This is a genomic window from Thioclava sediminum (genome assembly GCF_002020355.1).
GTDB classification, from domain to species: Bacteria; Pseudomonadota; Alphaproteobacteria; order Rhodobacterales; family Rhodobacteraceae; genus Thioclava; species Thioclava sediminum.
Map to the genome: position 1 here is coordinate 797,006 of NZ_MPZV01000001.1, position 15,491 is coordinate 812,496.

General features: G+C 65.7%; 17 protein-coding genes and 1 tRNA gene. 12 read left to right on the forward strand and 6 right to left on the reverse strand.

All coding sequences use genetic code 11. The features are described 5' to 3' along the window. Positions 1 to 23: 23 nt before the first annotated feature. Genes BMI91_RS03405 through BMI91_RS03420 form a run of 4 tightly spaced genes read left to right on the forward strand, consistent with a single transcriptional unit; the run spans position 24 to position 3,839 of the window. On the forward strand, positions 24 to 746 hold the full coding sequence (locus BMI91_RS03405) for a transporter substrate-binding domain-containing protein (protein ID WP_078569472.1): 723 nt from the start codon (positions 24 to 26) through the stop codon (positions 744 to 746). A gap of 55 nt (positions 747 to 801) precedes the next feature. Further along, complete coding sequence (locus tag BMI91_RS03410; RefSeq protein ID WP_078519681.1) at positions 802 to 1,680, forward strand: ABC transporter permease; 879 nt, start codon at positions 802 to 804, stop codon at positions 1,678 to 1,680. After that, entirely contained in the window at positions 1,677 to 2,504 is an 828-nt protein-coding gene (locus tag BMI91_RS03415; RefSeq protein ID WP_078603955.1) for an ABC transporter permease, read from the forward strand. Before BMI91_RS03410 ends, BMI91_RS03415 begins: the two co-directional genes overlap by 4 nt. Positions 2,505 to 2,507: 3 nt before the next feature. After that, positions 2,508 to 3,839, forward strand: coding sequence for a glutamine synthetase family protein (locus tag BMI91_RS03420; protein ID WP_078603956.1), 1,332 nt, complete (start codon positions 2,508 to 2,510; stop codon positions 3,837 to 3,839). 90 nt (positions 3,840 to 3,929) lie between these two features. Here the strand turns inward: BMI91_RS03420 and BMI91_RS03425 are convergent, their stop codons facing one another. The 5 genes from BMI91_RS03425 to BMI91_RS03445 form a co-directional block, all read right to left on the reverse strand. Continuing rightward, positions 3,930 to 5,237, reverse strand: coding sequence for an MATE family efflux transporter (locus tag BMI91_RS03425; protein ID WP_078603957.1), 1,308 nt, complete (start codon positions 5,235 to 5,237; stop codon positions 3,930 to 3,932). Further along, positions 5,230 to 5,754 (reverse strand): PaaI family thioesterase, encoded by a 525-nt coding sequence (locus BMI91_RS03430; protein WP_075776152.1) that lies wholly within the window; start codon positions 5,752 to 5,754, stop codon positions 5,230 to 5,232. The genes BMI91_RS03425 and BMI91_RS03430 overlap by 8 nt, the downstream gene beginning before the upstream one ends. Then, complete coding sequence (locus BMI91_RS03435; protein ID WP_078599480.1) at positions 5,751 to 6,209, reverse strand: PaaI family thioesterase; 459 nt, start codon at positions 6,207 to 6,209, stop codon at positions 5,751 to 5,753. Before BMI91_RS03435 ends, BMI91_RS03430 begins: the two co-directional genes overlap by 4 nt. 65 nt (positions 6,210 to 6,274) lie before the next feature. Beyond that, positions 6,275 to 6,550, reverse strand: coding sequence for a peptidase (locus tag BMI91_RS03440; protein WP_078599481.1), 276 nt, complete (start codon positions 6,548 to 6,550; stop codon positions 6,275 to 6,277). Between the two features lie 104 nt (positions 6,551 to 6,654). Further along, on the reverse strand, positions 6,655 to 7,104 hold the full coding sequence (locus tag BMI91_RS03445; protein ID WP_078603958.1) for a nucleoside deaminase: 450 nt from the start codon (positions 7,102 to 7,104) through the stop codon (positions 6,655 to 6,657). Positions 7,105 to 7,227: 123 nt separating this feature from the next. On the opposite strand from BMI91_RS03445, the gene BMI91_RS03450 reads away from it, so the two are divergent. From BMI91_RS03450 to BMI91_RS03475, 6 genes are all read left to right on the forward strand, one after another. Beyond that, positions 7,228 to 8,895, forward strand: coding sequence for a pseudouridine synthase (locus tag BMI91_RS03450; protein WP_078603959.1), 1,668 nt, complete (start codon positions 7,228 to 7,230; stop codon positions 8,893 to 8,895). Positions 8,896 to 9,148: 253 nt separating this feature from the next. Further along, positions 9,149 to 10,060 carry a 5-bromo-4-chloroindolyl phosphate hydrolysis family protein gene (locus BMI91_RS03455; protein ID WP_078603960.1) on the forward strand — a complete coding sequence of 304 codons (912 nt, stop codon included), beginning with the start codon at positions 9,149 to 9,151 and terminating at the stop codon, positions 10,058 to 10,060. 61 nt (positions 10,061 to 10,121) lie between these two features. Next, on the forward strand, positions 10,122 to 11,300 hold the full coding sequence (locus BMI91_RS03460; RefSeq protein WP_078519690.1) for a toxic anion resistance protein: 1,179 nt from the start codon (positions 10,122 to 10,124) through the stop codon (positions 11,298 to 11,300). Between the two features lie 5 nt (positions 11,301 to 11,305). Then, the gene (locus BMI91_RS03465) at positions 11,306 to 12,265 is read left to right on the forward strand and encodes a DUF2927 domain-containing protein (RefSeq protein WP_093476864.1); all 960 of its coding nucleotides are present in this window, start codon (positions 11,306 to 11,308) and stop codon (positions 12,263 to 12,265) included. A 22-nt stretch (positions 12,266 to 12,287) separates the two neighbouring features. Beyond that, on the forward strand, positions 12,288 to 13,424 hold the full coding sequence (locus BMI91_RS03470) for an SPFH domain-containing protein (protein WP_078603962.1): 1,137 nt from the start codon (positions 12,288 to 12,290) through the stop codon (positions 13,422 to 13,424). Between the two features lie 4 nt (positions 13,425 to 13,428). Continuing rightward, entirely contained in the window at positions 13,429 to 14,562 is a 1,134-nt protein-coding gene (locus tag BMI91_RS03475) for a TFIIB-type zinc ribbon-containing protein (RefSeq protein WP_244176542.1), read from the forward strand. A gap of 5 nt (positions 14,563 to 14,567) precedes the next feature. Here the strand turns inward: BMI91_RS03475 and BMI91_RS19990 are convergent, their stop codons facing one another. Then, a complete protein-coding gene (locus BMI91_RS19990) occupies positions 14,568 to 14,744 on the reverse strand; it encodes a hypothetical protein (RefSeq protein WP_158522074.1) in 177 nt (58 codons plus the stop codon). A gap of 68 nt (positions 14,745 to 14,812) precedes the next feature. On the opposite strand from BMI91_RS19990, the gene BMI91_RS03480 reads away from it, so the two are divergent. Continuing rightward, entirely contained in the window at positions 14,813 to 15,265 is a 453-nt protein-coding gene (locus BMI91_RS03480; RefSeq protein WP_078539752.1) for a thioredoxin domain-containing protein, read from the forward strand. 86 nt (positions 15,266 to 15,351) lie between these two features. Then, a tRNA-Ala gene (locus BMI91_RS03485) sits at positions 15,352 to 15,427 on the forward strand. Positions 15,428 to 15,491: the final 64 nt, after the last annotated feature.

The following is a 15,491-nucleotide window of genomic DNA, read 5'->3' on the forward strand; positions in this document are numbered from 1 at the left end:
AGAATTAACAACGGGGAACCAAAATGAAAAAACTGATCCTGACCGCTGCCATCCTCGGCCTTTCGGCTGGCGTCGCTGCGGCACAGACCGTCCGCATGGGCACCGAGGGCGCCTACCCTCCCTACAACTTCATCGACGATAACGGTGAAGTCGCGGGCTTCGAGCGCGAACTCGGCGACAAGCTGTGCGAGATGGAGAGCCTCGACTGCACCTGGGTCACCAATGACTGGGATTCGATCATCCCGAACCTGCTCTCGGGCAACTACGACACGATCATGGCTGGCATGTCGATCACCGCTGAGCGTGAGAAGACCATCGACTTCACCCAGGCCTATTACCCGCCGGCGGCCTCGTCCTACATGGCGATGGACCCGGGCGCGGATCTCAAGGGCGGCGTGATCGCGGCACAGACCGGCACCATTCAGGCGGCGCATGTCGCTGAAACCGGCGCGACGCTGGCCGAATACGCGACCCTCGACGACACGATCGCCGCCGTGAAGAACGGTGAGGCCGACGCGGTCTTCGCCGACAAGGACGCGCTCAAGCCCTTCGCGGGCCAGGACAACATGGAATTCGTGGGCGACGACGTGCAGCTCGGCAAAGGCATCGGCATCGGCCTGCGCAAGTCCGACACCGAGCTGAAGGACAAGTTCAACGACGGCATTTCCAAGCTGAAAGCCGATGGCACGCTCAACGAACTGCTCAAGAAGTATTTCGGCGACGACGCCCTGACCTTCAAGAACTGATCCAGAAAACGAGGCCGGGGCGGCATGAGCCGCTCCGGTCCCGACCGAAAGTCCGATGTTCGAAAGCTGTTCCGATCCCTCTGCCCTTCACGGGCTTGGCTGGCTGCTCTGCTACCTGACCACAGGTAAGCAGATCATGTTCTATGGCTCGTTCGGCATCGTGCTGATCCTGCTGGCCGTGACCGCGCCGGTGGCGCTGATCTTCGGCTTCGGCGGGGCGCTGGCCGCCCGGTCGAGCGCCGCCCCGCTGCGCTTTCTCGGACGGGGCTACATCGCGATGGTGCGCGGTGTGCCCGACATCATCTTCTTCCTTTTCGTGCCGATCGCGATGGACCAGGGGCTTGAGTACCTGAAGTCACGCGCAGTCTGCCCCGATCCCGGCCCAGCCTGGACGGGTAACGAATTCCACGTCTGTGCCTCCGCGAAAATCCCGCTCGGCACGGCCCCGCAATTCTATCACGAGGCCTATGGCTTCGCGCTGGCCGTGGTGGCCTTCTCCATCGTCTACGGCGCCTTCGCCGCCAACGTGCTGTTCGGCGCGATGCAGGCGGTGCCGCGCGCGCAGCTGGAGACCGCCGAGGCCTACGGCATGACCCGCGCGCAGGTGAACCGCCGGGTGCTGATCCCGCAGATGTGGGCCTATGCGATCCCCGGTCTGTCGAACCTCTGGATGATCCTCATCAAGGCAACGCCGCTGCTGTTCCTTCTGGGCATCGAGGATATCGTCTATTGGGCGCGCGAACTGGGCGCGACCAAGTCGAGCATCTACGCCTATCCGCATCCCGACTGGCGTCTGTATTACTTCCTCGTGCTGCTGGTCTTCTATCTGGTGATGACCAAGCTATCCGAGATCGTGCTGGCCCGCATCAACCGCCGCCTCGCCTTCGGGCAGGCCACGGCGGCCGGGGAAGCGCTGAGAAAGGCGGACGCATGAGCTGCATTCAGACCATCGCGGATTACGGGCTGCGGTCGATCGGGATCGGCGAGCGGCTGCTGCCGCGCTCCGATTTCACGATGTGCCAGCAATTCACCCTGATCGGCTCGGGGATGATCTGGAACCTCTATTTCGGCATTCTCGCGCTTCTGGCAGGGTTCTTCCTCGCCACGACGCTCGCGGTGGCGAAGAACTCCGATCGCGCGATCTTCCGCAAACCGGCGGAATGGTTCATCTTCCTGTTCCGCGGCTCGCCGCTCTTCATCCAGTTCTTCCTCGCCTACGAGGCCTTCGCGATGCTGCCCCGTGCGGGCTTCCCGATCCTCGGGATCACGGTCGCGACGGACTGGATCACGCGGGCCTGGGCAGGCGCACTGATTGTGCTGTTCTTCAACACCTCCGCCTATGCCGCCGAGATCTTCTACGGCGCGCTGCGCTCCGTGCCGAAAGGCGACATGGAAGCCGCGGACGCCTACGGCATGACCGGCTGGACCAAGTTCCGCCGCGTGACATGGCCAACGATGCTCCGGCTCGGCTGGCCGTCCTACACCAACGAGGCGATCTTCCTGTTCCACGCCACCACGCTCGTGTTCTTCTCGGGCTTCCCGGCGTTCCGGCAGGAGGGCGACGCGCTCTACTACGCGAAATATTTCGCGGACAAGACCTTCAATCCCTTCATCCCCTACCCGATCGCGGCGTTCTACTTCATTCTGCTCACGCTCTGCGTCATCGCGGTCTTCGGGGTGATCAACCGCCGCCTGAACCGCCATCTGCCGCAGGAAAGCCGCGAGCGCTTCCGGTTCAGGCCGCAGATTATCAGGTGACACATGAACTGGCTGCACGACCATCCCGACGTTCGCACGATCCGCGTGGCGGCGGCCGATCTCAACGGGGTGGCGCGCGGCAAGCGCCTGCCAGCCCGCTTCGCCGATAAGGTCTTCACCGAAGGGACGCGTTTCCCCTATTCGGTCATGAATCTCGACATCTGGGGCGAGGATGTCGAAGACAGCCCGCTTGTCTTCGAGTCCGGCGATGCCGACGGGCTTCTGATGCCGACCGAGCGGGGCTTCCTGCCGATGCCGTGGCTCTCGGCGCCGACCGCGCTGCTGCCGATCTGGATGTTCCACATGGACGGCAAGCCCTATGCGGGCGATCCCCGGCAGGCGCTGGCGCGCGTGGTGGAACGCTACAAGGCGCTGGGGCTGACCCCGGTGGTCGCAACCGAGCTGGAATTCTTCCTGATCGACGACAGCGGCAAGACCCTGCGCGTGCCGCCCTCGCCCCGCTCGGGCAAACGCCGCACCGGCGGTGAGGTGCTGAGCTTGCGCGCGCTCGACGCGTTCGACATCTTCTTCAGCCAGCTCTACGACGCCTGCGAGGCGATGGATATTCCCGCCGATACCGCGATCTCCGAAGCGGGTCCGGGGCAGTTCGAGATCAACCTTTCGCACCAGCCCGACCCGCTGAAAGCCGCCGATGACAGCTGGCTGTTCAAGATGCTGGTGAAAGGGCTCGCGCGCGCGCACGGCTTCGCCGCGTCGTTCATGGCCAAGCCTTACGACGAATGGCCCGGCAACGGGATGCATATGCATTTCTCGGTGCTCGACGCCGAGGGCAACAACATCTTCAACGACGGCACGCCGCAGGGCTCGGACCAGATGCGCCACGCGGTTGCCGGGTGTCTGGCCGCGATGGAGGGCTCGGGCCTGATCTTCGCGCCGCATGAGAACAGCTATGATCGGCTCGTGCCCGACGCCCATGCGCCGACCGGCATCGCCTGGGCCTATGAGAACCGCACCGCGGCGCTGCGCATCCCGGCCTCGGGGCCGCAGGCGCGCCGGATCGAGCATCGCGTGGCGGGCGGCGACGTGAACCCCTACTTGATGATCGCGGCAATCTTGGGCGCGGCCCTGATCGGGATCGAGGACAAGATGGAAGCGCCCGAGCCGATCAAGGGCAACGCCTATGCGCTCGACCTGCCGCAGATGCCGACCGACTGGGAAGCGGCGATCAACGCCTTCCAGAATTGCGAGATCATGCCGCGCATCTTCGACCGCGACCTGATCACCAATTTCGCCATGACCAAGCGGCAGGAGTTGCATTACATGGCGGAGCTGTCGGATCAGGAACAGACCGAGCTTTATCTGGATACCGTCTAAGGGGGCGCTGCCCCCGCGCTGACGCGCTCCCCCGGGATATTTCCGTCAAGGGGAAGGGAAAGGCCGGGTGCAGGCAGAGGGGCCGCGCCCCTACCCGGCTGCCGCTTTCGCCTCGGCACGGGGATAGAGCCGCGCCATCGTCAGGCCGCGCGTGGCGTTGAGGATCATCAGCCCCGCCCAGAGCCCGTGATTGCCGAAAAGCGGGATAAGCACGAAAAGCGCGGCCGTGTAGATCGCGACCGAGATCACCATAGCGTTGCGCATCTCGCGCGTCAGGGTCGCGCCGATGAAGATGCCGTCGAGCATCCAGGCCGGCCCGCCGATCAGCGGCGCGGCGGCGATCCAGATCAGATAGTCGCGCGCCTCGATGCGGACATTCGGGGCGGTGGTCATCAGGTCGATGATCGCAGGCCCAGCGAGCAGAAAGACCGCGCCCAGCGCAAGCGCGCCGCCGATCCCCCATTGCGAGGACACGATGCTCGCCCGGCGCAGCCGCGCCGCCGAATGCGCGCCTACGGCCTGTCCCACGAGGCTCTCGGCGGAGAAGGCGAACCCGTCCAGCGCGAAGGCCGTGATCTGCAGGAATTGCAGCAGCACCTGATTGGCCGCGAGGGTCACATCGCCCTGCCCCGCGCCGAGGAAGAGGAAGGAGGTGAAGCTCGCCTGAAGCAGGATCGAGCGCAGCATGATGTCGGTATTCACCCGCGCCATCGTCGCCAGTTTCACCCGGTCGAAGATTGCGCGCGCGCGCCACAAGCCGTTTACAAAGGCCGCGCGACAGAGCCACAGCGCCAGCACCACACCGCTGATCTCGGAGATCAGCGTGGCGCCGGCGACGCCTTGCACGCCCCAGCCAAGGCCCAGCACGAAGAGAAGATCGAGCCCCACGTTCAGCGCGTTCATCGTCACCTGTAGCAAGAGGACACCGCGCGTGCGCTCCAGCGCGATCAACCAGCCGGTGAAGGCGTAGAGCGAGATGGTGAGCGGCGCGCCCCAGATGCGGATTTGCAGGTAATCGCGGGCGAGACGTTCGACCTCGTCGCTCGCGGGGGCAAGCTGAAACGCGGCCCAGAACAGCGGGAGCTGCAGCACGATCAGGCTCAGCCCGGCGATGCCCGCAATGATCAGCGCCCGCATCAGCCCGGCGGAGACCTCGCCGGTATCGCCCGTGCCATGCGCCTGGCTCACCAGCCCGGTCGTGCCCATCCGAAGGAAGCCGAAGATCCAGTAGAGCGAGGACAGGATCACCGCGCCGATTCCCACCGCCCCGATCGGCGCAGGCAGGCCGATCTGGCCCACGACGGCTGTGTCGACCGCGCCGAGGATCGGGATCGTGGCGTTCGAGAGGACGATGGGCAGCGCGATCTTCAGGACCCGCGCATGGGTAATCTCAGCCATTGGCGGAGGTATCGTCCCGCGCGGGCATCAGGAAATGGCCCGTCGCTTGGGCGAAAATCCGGGTCCGGTTGTCCTGCCATGCCTCGACATGGACGCTGGCATAGCGCCGCCCCGAGCGGTTGACACGCGCCCGCGCATAGGCGTCGCGCGGCAGGCCGGAGCGCAGGTAGTCCACGGTGAAATCGATCGTCTTGGGCAGCCGCGGCAGGCTCTCCGGCGTGAGCGCGTCGAAATCGATCCGCCCCGCCTCGATATCGTCCCACAGGTAGGACCAGCTGAGTTCGATGATCGCGGTGACCTCGAGAAAGGCCGCCGTCACCCCGCCATGGATCGCGGGCAGCATCGGGTTGCCGATCAGCTTGTCGTCATAGGACAGAACGCCGGTCAGTTCGTCGCCGCGCCGGTCGAAGCCGATGCCGAGGAACTGCGCATAGGGAATGCCCTCGACGAGCATCTTGAGCGCGCCGTCGCGGCGCTGCTTGACCTGCTGGACGGGTTCGGGCTTGGGACGGCTCATGCTTGCCCCTCCGATTTGGGTTTTTCGGGGCGCGAGACGGTGAAGGCGCCGGTGGCGGTCGCCACGGGCCGCTCGGCATCCTCGTCATGGGTGGTGGCGCGTACGAAGGCCACCGAGCGGGTGACGTGGTAGCATTCGGCCCGCGCGGTGATCCGCTGACCGGGCGTCGCGGGCCGCATGTAATCGATGCGCAGATCAAGCGTCGCGGTGGAGGCCCCGGCCTGCGGATGGCTCATCACGGCGGCGCCCGCGCAGGTATCCATCAGCGCCGAGACCGCGCCGCCATGGATCACGCCGGTGCGCGGATCGCCCACGAAGCGCGTGTCATAGGGCATCGACAGGGTCGCGCAGCCGGGGCGGATCTCGTCCATCTGCATCCCCAGCGCGCGGGAATGCGGGATCGCCTCGATGAACTGGCGGGCCTGTTCGAGTATCTTGTCGTTCTGGTCGCTCATGAAATCATCCCTGAATGTCTCGCGCGACTATCCCCGCTGGCCGACGGGGTTACAAGACCCGCGCCTCAGCCCTGACCCTGCGACACAAGGAAATAGCGCGCGATCCCGTAAAGGTAGAAGCCGGTGAACATGATGTTGAGATATTTCAGCTGGCGTTCGGTATGGAGCCAGGCGTGATAGGCCCAGATCATGCAGAACGGCAGGCTGAGAAAGAGATTGAGCGGGTACCAGTTCTGCACGATGGCGATGGTCGAGGCGATGCCGAGGGCCAGTGCGACCCATTTCATCTCTTGCTGATAGGCCGCAAGGCCACCTTCGCGCAGACGCAGTGCCGGACGCATGCCCGCTCCTTCTGACTGATACCAATGTCGGGGGTCGCGGCCCTTGGGGCCTGCGATGCGATTGATATGCCACAGGAAAGGCAATCCGTCCAGACGGGCGTCGCTCAGCGGCGCGCGGCGAAGAAATCCTTCAAAAGCTCCTCCGCCTCCGCCGCCCCGATACCGTCATAGATTTCCGGCACGTGGTGGCTTTGCGGATGCGAGAAGACGCGCGGCCCCTGCGCGACGCCGCCCGATTTCGGATCGGCTGCGCCGTAATAAAGCCGCGCGATCCGGGCCTGAGAGATCGCCGAGGCGCACATCGGACAGGGCTCGAGCGTGACATAGAGGTCATAGCCCGGCAGCCGCTCCGAGCCGATCTGCGCACAGGCCTCGCGCATCGCGAGGATCTCCGCATGGGCGGTCGGATCGCCCAGCTCGCGGGTGCGGTTGCCAGCGGCGGCCACCACCCTACCGTCAGGGGCGACGACGACTGCACCCACGGGCACCTCGCCGCGCTTGGCCGCCTCGCGCGCCTCTGCCAGCGCCTGTTGCATGAAAGACCGGAATTCCATGGCTCTTCATCGCTTGCAAATCCGCGCTTATCAAGACGCTTCCCACGCGCAGCAGAAAGGTGTAGGTCGCGATCTTTCGCGCCCGAGTGACTCGCGCGCCCCCTCCCCTAGAAGGAACCGGACATGACCGACACTCCCGACAACTCCCCTGAAAATTCCGTTTCGAAATCCGCCGAGAAATCCGGCGCGAAAGAACGCATCGCCAAGGTGATCGCGCGCTCCGGCGTGGCTTCGCGCCGCGACGCCGAGAAGATGATCCTCGCCGGCAAGGTTGCAGTGAACGGCAAGCAGATCGACTCGCCCGCGCTCGACGTGGCTGCGTCCGACAAGATCACCATCGACGGCAAGCCGATCGACGCACCGCAGGAAACGCGGCTCTGGCTCTATTACAAGCCGCTGGGTCTGGTCACGACCGAGAAAGACGAACAGGGCCGCCGCACGATCTTCGACGAGATGCCCGAGGGCATGCCGCGCGTGCTGAACGTCGGCCGTCTCGACCTCAACTCCGAAGGGCTGCTGCTCTTGACCAATGACGGGGGCCTCAAGCGCCGTCTGGAACTGCCCGAGACCGGCTGGCTGCGCAAATACCGCGTCCGCGTGAATGGCCGCCCGACCGAGCAGTCTTTCGAGCCGCTGCGTCAGGGCATCACCATCGAGGGCGAAGAATTCCTGCCGATGGAGGTCTCGCTCGACCGTCAGCAGGGCGCGAATGCGTGGCTGACCGTGGGTATCCGCGAAGGCCGCAACCGCGAGATCCGCCGCGCGATGACCGAGATCGGCTTCCAGGTGAACCGCCTGATCCGGATCAGCTACGGCCCGTTCCGCCTGATGGACATGAAGGCTGGCGACGTCATGGAAGTGAAGCGCAGGATGCTGCGCGATCAGCTTGGCGGTTTGCTCGACGACAAGCCGGTAAGCGGCGAGGCCAAGCCCGAGCGCAAAGAGCGTGGAGATCGTCCCGAGCGCGGCGACCGCAAGGATCGGGGCGACAAGCCGCGCTTCAAGCGGGATCGCGACGACGGCGGGCGTGATGACAAGCCGCGCTTCCGCAAGGATCGTGACGAAGGTGGTCGTGAAGATCGTCCGCGCAAGCCGCGTACGGGCGGCTTCAAATCGCATCGTGACGAGGGCGACCGCGGCGATCGTGGCGATCGGGGGCCGCGCTTCTCGAAGGACCGGGGCGACCGTCCGGATCGCGGGCCGCGTGGCGACAAGCCGCGCTTCAACCGCGACCGCGACGAGGGTGGTCGTGACGACAAACCGCGTTTCCGCAAGGATCGCGAAGAGGGCGGCCGCGAGGATCGTCCGTTCCGCGACGGGCCGCGCAAGCCGCGCACCGGTGGGTTCAAGTCGCATCGTGATGAAGGCGAGCGCGGCGACCGGGGCGACAAGCCTCGCTTCTCGAAAGATCGCGGCGACCGCCCCGATCGTGGGCCGCGCGGCGACAAGCCCGGCTTCAACCGCGACCGCGACCGCGACGACCGCTCCTCGGGCGGGAAATTCGGCGGCAAGCCCAGTGGGAAGTTCGGCGACAAGGCCCGCTTCAACCGGGATCGCGACGAAGGTGGCCGTGACGACCGTGGCGGCGACAAGCCCCGCTCGGGCGGTTTCAAATCGCATGGCGGAAAACCGGGCGGCAAGCCGCGCTCGGGCGGGTTCAAGTCTCACGGCGACGCGCGCGGCGACCGGCCCGCACGCTCGGGCGGCTTCAAGTCGCATTCGGGCAAACCGGGCGGGAAACCCGGTGGCAAGCCCTTCGGTGGCAAGCCGCGCGGTGGCAATCGAGACTGACCGGCGAAAACGCGCTTTGAGAGAGGGGAAAACCGCCATGGTTTTCCCCTCTTCTTTTTCCTCGGCGAGTTTACGCGAATTTCACACCGTCTCTCTGGCATAGACCCGCCAGCCTGCTTATAAATTCCCCTGAGGACGTCGAAATTCGCGTCCGATGGCAGGGGCTGGCGATGTCGCGCGAGGCGCAAAAGAGAATCGCTTTCTGGCTGATGATCGCGCTGACGCTGTCGGTCGCGCTCACCGGGAGCGTGTGATGGCTCAACGCTATGGCGGAAAATACTCGCCCCAAGGCCCGGCCAGCGGGCCCGACCTGCACGATCCCCGCAGCGTGCCGCCCCATCGTCGTCCCGATGCCCGCCACCCCGAAGAAGGCCGTCCGTTCTGGATCGTGGCCGCCGCCCTGCCCTTCCTGCTGGGCGCCTTCGGCGAAGGCCCCTTCGCACTGGCCCGCGCGCTTGGCGCCTTCGCGCTGATCGCAGGCGCCGCCTGGACGATCCGCGAGGGGCTGCGGGCCGAATTCGCCTATGTGGCGCGCAGTTCGGCCAAGCGCCCGGCCTTTCCGCGGAAAATTCTTGGCTCCGTCGCCTATGGTCTGGGTCTCGCACTGGGTGCGCAGGCCCCCGAACTGGGCGTGATCGGCGCGGCCGGGATCGGGGCGATCGGCACGGTGGTCTCGCTCGTGGCCTTCGGTCTCGACCCGCTGAAAGACAAGGGGATGGAGGGCGTCGACGAGTTTCAGCAAGAGCGCGTGGCCCGCGTAGTCAAGGAAGGCGAGGCTTATCTGGCGGAGATGCGCAAGGCGATCACCCCCTCGGGCGAGCGCGTTCTGATCACCCGCGTCGAGCAATTCGCCACCACCGCGCGCGATCTGTTCCGTGCGGTCGAGGAAGACCCCGGCGATCTGGCGCAGGCGCGGCGCTACATGACCGTTTATCTGGAGGGCGCGCGCGACGCGACGATCAAGTTCGCCGATCTGTGGCGCAACACGCGCGATCAGAGCGCACGCGACGATTACGCGGCGCTGCTCGATGATCTGGAGGCGAATTTCACTGCCCGCACCCGCAAGATGCTGGAAGATGGCCGCGAGGGGCTGGAGATCGAGATCGACGTGCTGCGCGACCGGCTGGCGCGCGAAGGGGTCGTGCCGACGACCCGCGAGAATTGACGAAGCGTGAGTTGAAGAGTGACACCGGGAACTGCCCCGACAGGCGCAAGGAGGCCCTGAGATGACCGAGACGACCCGCCAAAAGGCAACCGAGCTGATGACCGAAGTGGAAGGTGTCAGCGGTTCGCTGCTGCCCGAGCCGGGCCCGGCAGAGGCGGTGACGCCGCTCGATCAGGCCCCGCCCGAGACCGCCGAGGAAATCCGCAAGCGCATGGCCGAGCTGGACATGGGCGACTCGAATTCGATCGTGCAATTCGGCTCGCGCGCGCAGGTCGATCTGCAATCGATCAGCCAGGAGATGCTTTCGGGCGTCAAGAACAAGGATGTCGGTCCCGCCGGAGACAGCCTGCGCCAGATCGTCACCACAATCCGCGGCTTCTCGGTCTCGGAACTCGACGTGCGCCGCAAGCGGAGCTGGTGGGAAAAGCTGCTGGGCCGGGCCGCGCCGTTTGGCAACTTCATCGCCCGGTTCGAAGAGGTGCAGGGCCAGATCGACCGCGTCACCGACGAGTTGCTGAGCCATGAGCACAAGCTGCTCAAGGACATCAAATCGCTCGACATGCTCTACGACAAGACGCTGCATTTCTATGACGAGCTCGCTCTCTACATTGCGGCGGGCGAGGAAAAGCTGGCGCAGCTCGACCGGGAGGAAATCCCCGCGAAAGAGGCGGCGATGGAAGCCGCATCCGAGGATCAGAAAGTGCTCAAGGCGCAGGAAATCCGCGATCTGCGCGCAGCCCGCGACGATCTGGAGCGCCGGGTCCATGATCTGAAACTGACCCGTCAGGTGACGATGCAGTCGCTGCCGTCGATCCGGCTGGTGCAGGAGAACGACAAAAGCCTTGTGACCAAGATCAACTCGACGCTCGTGAACACCGTGCCGCTGTGGGAGACCCAGCTGGCGCAGGCGGTCACGATCCAGCGCTCGCGCGAGGCGGCAGGCGCTGTGCGCGAGGCCAATGATCTGACCAACGAGCTTCTGAAATCGAATGCCAAGAACCTGCGCGAAGCCAATGCCGAGATCCGCACCGAGATGGAGCGCGGCGTGTTCGACATCGAGGCGGTGAAGGCGGCAAATGCCGATCTGGTCGCCACGATCGAGGACTCCCTGCGCATCGCGGATGAGGGCAAGCGCAAGCGCGCCGCGGCAGAGCATGATCTGGTGGAGATGGAAGACAAGCTGCGCGACACCCTGTCGGCAGCGAAATCCTCCGCACAGGCTGGCGGAGCTGCGGGATGACACGGATGCGTGCGGCCTTTCCGGTTCTTGCAGGGCTGGCGGCGCTGGCCCTTTCGGCCTGCGCGCCGGGCTTGGGCGGCTCGCCGCTCGCACCGGACAAGACCGCGCGCCCGCCCAGCGCACCTGCAGATCTCGATCGCTCGAACGCCACCAAGCAAAGCGCGCTCTCTCGGGAGATGTCGGCCTATTTCGCCAAGACCGCCGCCGAGATGGAAAGCCGCGGGCAGCTGCGCACCGACGTCGCGCCGCGCGATGCGCCGTTCAACCAGCGGCAACTGGTGCAGGACTTCATCCATATCGCGCTCTACGACGAATACGCGGCGCAGGGCGGCGGGTTCGTCGCGCGTCAGACCCCCTCGCGCCTGCGGCGCTGGGACAAGCCGGTGCGGATGGATATCGACTTCGGCGCCTCGATCCCCAAGGCCGACCGCGCCTCGGATATCGCCGAAGTGCGCGCCTATGCGGGCAAGCTTGCGCGCGCCTCGCGCCATCCGGTCAGCGTGGTGAACCGCGGCGGCAATTTCCATGTCCTGTTCCTCAATGAGGACGAGCGCCGGGCGATCGGCCCGCGCCTGCGCCAATTGGTGCCGGGGATCGATGACAGCTCGGTCGAGGCGATCACCAATCTGCCGCTCTCGACCTATTGCGTGGTCTTCGCCTTCTCGCAGGGAGACAGTCCGATCTATACCGACGCCGTCGCGGTGATCCGGGGCGAGCACCCGCCGGAACTGCGCACCAGCTGCATCCATGAGGAACTGGCCCAGGGGCTGGGTCTCGCCAATGACTATCCGCGCGCGCGGCCCTCGATCTTCAACGATGACGAGGAATTCTCGCTGCTGACCAAGCATGACGAGTTGCTGCTGCAGATGCTTTACGACCCGCGCCTGACGCCCGGCATGACCGAACGCGAGGCCCGCCCGATCGTCACCACCATCGCCTCCGAATTGCTGGGCGGCGCAAGCTGAGAACCAAGAAGGAACCGCATCCATGGGCATTCTCGATTTCCTCTCCGGCGAATTCATCGACGTCATCGGCTGGACCGACGACACCCGCGACACGATGGTCTGGCGGTTCGAGCGCGAGGGTCACGCGATCAAATACGGCGCGAAGCTGACCGTGCGCGAGGGGCAGGCCGCGATCTTCGTCCATGAGGGGCAGCTGGCCGATATCTTCGGGCCCGGGCTCTATATGCTCGAGACCAACAACCTTCCGATCCTGACGACGCTTCAGCACTGGGATCACGGGTTCAAATCGCCCTTCCAGTCCGAGATCTATTTCGTCAACACCACCCGGTTCAACGACCTCAAATGGGGCACGAAGAACCCGGTCATGGCGCGCGACCCGGAATTCGGCCCGGTGCGCATCCGCGCCTTCGGCACCTATTCGATGCGCGTCACCGATCCGGGCAAGTTCCTGACCGAGATCGTCGGCACCGATGGCGAGTTCACCTCGGACGAGATCAGCTACCAGCTGCGCAACGTGATCGTGCAGGAGTTCTCGCGCGCCATTGCCAGCTCGGGCATCCCGATCCTGGACATGGCCGCGAACACCGCCGACATGGGCAAGCTGATCACCAAGGCGATCGCGCCCACCATCGCGAATTACGGGCTGGAGCTGCCCGAGTTCTACATCGAGAACGTCTCGCTGCCCGAGGCGGTGGAGGCGGTTCTCGACAAGCGCACCTCGATGGGGATCGTGGGCGATCTGAACAAATACATGCAATACAATGCCGCCGAGTCGATGGGCCAGCCGGGCTCGGGCGCCTCCGCCGGGATGGGCGCCGCGATGGGCGCGGGCATGGGTGCCGGCATGGGCATGGCGATGGGCCAGCAGATGGGGCCTTGGGGGCAGATGGGTCAGCAACCCGCTGCCGCCGCACCGCCGCCCCCTCCCCCGCCGCCGGTGGAGAAGGTCTGGCATCTCGCGGTCAACGGCCAGACGCAGGGGCCCTTCGGGCGCGGGCATCTGGGGCGTATGGTCTCGGAAGGCTCGCTCACCCGCGACAGCCTCGTCTGGACGCCGGGTCAGAACGGCTGGATGCGCGCCGAGGACGTGACCGAACTGGCGCAGCTCTTCACCATCGCGCCGCCGCCGCCCCCGCCTGCCGCGCCACCTGCGAGCTGATCCAATGCTGGGTTTCCCGAAAGTGGGGCGGAGCGCTGCTGCCGCCCCTGCCGACCCACGCGGCGAGAGCCACTATCACTGCGAAAGCTGCGGCGCCGATCTTCGGTTTGCGCCGGGCCAGACGCGGCTCGTCTGCGACCATTGCGGCCATGTGCAGGACATTCCCTCCGCCACCGGGCGCGGAGAGGCGCGCTTGCGGGAATTGCCGCTCGACGATGCGCTGACCCGTGAATTGCCCGCGCAGGAGATGGAGGAGCACCGCACCGTCTCCTGCCCCAATTGCGGCGCCTCGATCGAGTTGCAAAACGGCGAGCACGCGACCGAATGCCCATTCTGCGCGACGCCCGTGGTGGTCGATACCGGCACGACGCGGCTGATCAAGCCGCAAGGGGTGCTGCCCTTCCAGCTGACTGAGGATCAGGCGCGCGCGGCGCTCTCGAAATGGCTCGGCTCGCTGTGGTTCGCGCCCAACGGGCTGTCGCAATATGCCCGCAAGGGCCGGCGGATGACCGGCATCTACGCGCCCTTCTGGACCTTCGACGCCGCGACCCGCACACGCTATTCCGGCCAGCGCGGCGACGCCTATTACGTCACGCGGACGGTACAGACCGACAAAGGCCCGCGCACCGAACAGGTCCGGCGCATCCGCTGGACGCCGGTCTCGGGTCAGGTGGCGCGCGATTTCGACGATGTGGTGATCTACGCCGCGCGCTCACTCCCGCCCGATTACGTGCAGGCGCTGCGCCCGTGGGACCTGACGGCGCTGGAGCCCTATCGGCGCGATTACCTCGCGGGCTTCACCGCCGAGGGCTACACCGTGCAACTGCAGGAAGGCCATCACGCCGCGCAGGCCGAGATGATCCGCGTCATCCAGACCGACATTCGCCGCGATATCGGCGGCGACGAGCAGCGGATCGGCGCGATGGACCCGCAGTTCTCGGCCGAGACCTTCAAGCATATCCTGCTGCCGATCTGGACCGCCGCCTACAAGTTCCGTGGCCGCTCCTACCGCTTCGTCGTGAACGCCCAAACGGGCCGCGTGCGCGGGGATCGTCCGTGGTCGGCATGGAAGATCGCGCTGGCGGTGCTCGCTGCGGTGATCGTCGGGGGGACGCTCTTCTACCTGAAGAGCCGCTGAGCGGGTCAGCCTTTCGCGAGATCGTCCATCCCGAAGGCGATGCCCTGCGGGGCGAGCCATTCTGCGAAGCGCGCGATCTTCTCGTCGAGCGAACAGGTATTGGTTTGCCGCGCCATCTCGATGTCATAGGCGGCGCGAAGGTCCATCTGGCGTTCGGGGCTCAGCTCTTTCCAGCGCGTCATGTCGTCTCCTTGCAAAGCCGAAGTGGGTTCCCGATATATCTTGCAACCCAATGTAAAGGAGGGGTGACATGACCCAATCCTCTCAAAGCTACCGTGTAACCTGCCTCGATTGCGGGCAGGCAAACCGCGTCCCCGCCGAGAAGCTGGGCGCGAACCCGAAATGCGGCACCTGCGGCGGCTGGCTCGTCTCGCACAAGGTGACCGAAGTCGACTTCAAGACGCTCGCCAAGGCCGAGAAGGACGATCTGCCGCTGCTGGTCGATTTCTGGGCGCCGTGGTGCGGCCCGTGCAAGGCGATGGCGCCGCAGTTCAACATGGCCGCCGAGAAGCTGACCCCACATGTGCGGCTGGCGAAGATCAACACGCAGGTGAACCCCACCGCGACCCAGCGCTACCGGATTCAGGGCATTCCCGCCTTCATCCTGTTCGCCAAGGGCCGCGAGGTCGCCCGCGCCGCAGGGGCCCGCCCGGCAGGCGATCTGGTCAATTTCGTGAAGTCGAAAATCTCGGTGCCCGCATAACGCGGATCGGCAGAATTTTTCGCGCGCGGCGCGGGCGGGCCGCTTGACAACGCCCGCGCCTTGCGCGAAATACCACGCCACGGTTCGGGGCCTTAGCTCAGCTGGGAGAGCGCGTCGTTCGCAATGACGAGGTCAGGGGTTCGATCCCCCTAGGCTCCACCAAACCGCTTCAAAAAGCGCCCGATCTTCGGGCGCTTTTTGCGTTTCCAAACAATCTCATAAGCGC

Excerpts from the sequence above, each read along its gene's own strand:
- BMI91_RS03405 (WP_078569472.1), top strand. The coding sequence starts at position 24 with ATGAAAAAACTGATCCTGACCGCTGCCATCCTCGGCCTTTCGGCTGGC.
- BMI91_RS03410 (WP_078519681.1), top strand. The coding sequence starts at position 802 with ATGTTCGAAAGCTGTTCCGATCCCTCTGCCCTTCACGGGCTTGGCTGG.
- BMI91_RS03415 (WP_078603955.1), top strand. The coding sequence starts at position 1,677 with ATGAGCTGCATTCAGACCATCGCGGATTACGGGCTGCGGTCGATCGGG.
- BMI91_RS03420 (WP_078603956.1), top strand. The coding sequence starts at position 2,508 with ATGAACTGGCTGCACGACCATCCCGACGTTCGCACGATCCGCGTGGCG.
- BMI91_RS03425 (WP_078603957.1), bottom strand. The coding sequence starts at position 5,237 with ATGGCTGAGATTACCCATGCGCGGGTCCTGAAGATCGCGCTGCCCATC.
- BMI91_RS03430 (WP_075776152.1), bottom strand. The coding sequence starts at position 5,754 with ATGAGCCGTCCCAAGCCCGAACCCGTCCAGCAGGTCAAGCAGCGCCGC.
- BMI91_RS03435 (WP_078599480.1), bottom strand. The coding sequence starts at position 6,209 with ATGAGCGACCAGAACGACAAGATACTCGAACAGGCCCGCCAGTTCATC.
- BMI91_RS03440 (WP_078599481.1), bottom strand. The coding sequence starts at position 6,550 with ATGCGTCCGGCACTGCGTCTGCGCGAAGGTGGCCTTGCGGCCTATCAG.
- BMI91_RS03445 (WP_078603958.1), bottom strand. The coding sequence starts at position 7,104 with ATGGAATTCCGGTCTTTCATGCAACAGGCGCTGGCAGAGGCGCGCGAG.
- BMI91_RS03450 (WP_078603959.1), top strand. The coding sequence starts at position 7,228 with ATGACCGACACTCCCGACAACTCCCCTGAAAATTCCGTTTCGAAATCC.
- BMI91_RS03455 (WP_078603960.1), top strand. The coding sequence starts at position 9,149 with ATGGCTCAACGCTATGGCGGAAAATACTCGCCCCAAGGCCCGGCCAGC.
- BMI91_RS03460 (WP_078519690.1), top strand. The coding sequence starts at position 10,122 with ATGACCGAGACGACCCGCCAAAAGGCAACCGAGCTGATGACCGAAGTG.
- BMI91_RS03465 (WP_093476864.1), top strand. The coding sequence starts at position 11,306 with ATGCGTGCGGCCTTTCCGGTTCTTGCAGGGCTGGCGGCGCTGGCCCTT.
- BMI91_RS03470 (WP_078603962.1), top strand. The coding sequence starts at position 12,288 with ATGGGCATTCTCGATTTCCTCTCCGGCGAATTCATCGACGTCATCGGC.
- BMI91_RS03475 (WP_244176542.1), top strand. The coding sequence starts at position 13,429 with ATGCTGGGTTTCCCGAAAGTGGGGCGGAGCGCTGCTGCCGCCCCTGCC.
- BMI91_RS19990 (WP_158522074.1), bottom strand. The coding sequence starts at position 14,744 with ATGACGCGCTGGAAAGAGCTGAGCCCCGAACGCCAGATGGACCTTCGC.
- BMI91_RS03480 (WP_078539752.1), top strand. The coding sequence starts at position 14,813 with ATGACCCAATCCTCTCAAAGCTACCGTGTAACCTGCCTCGATTGCGGG.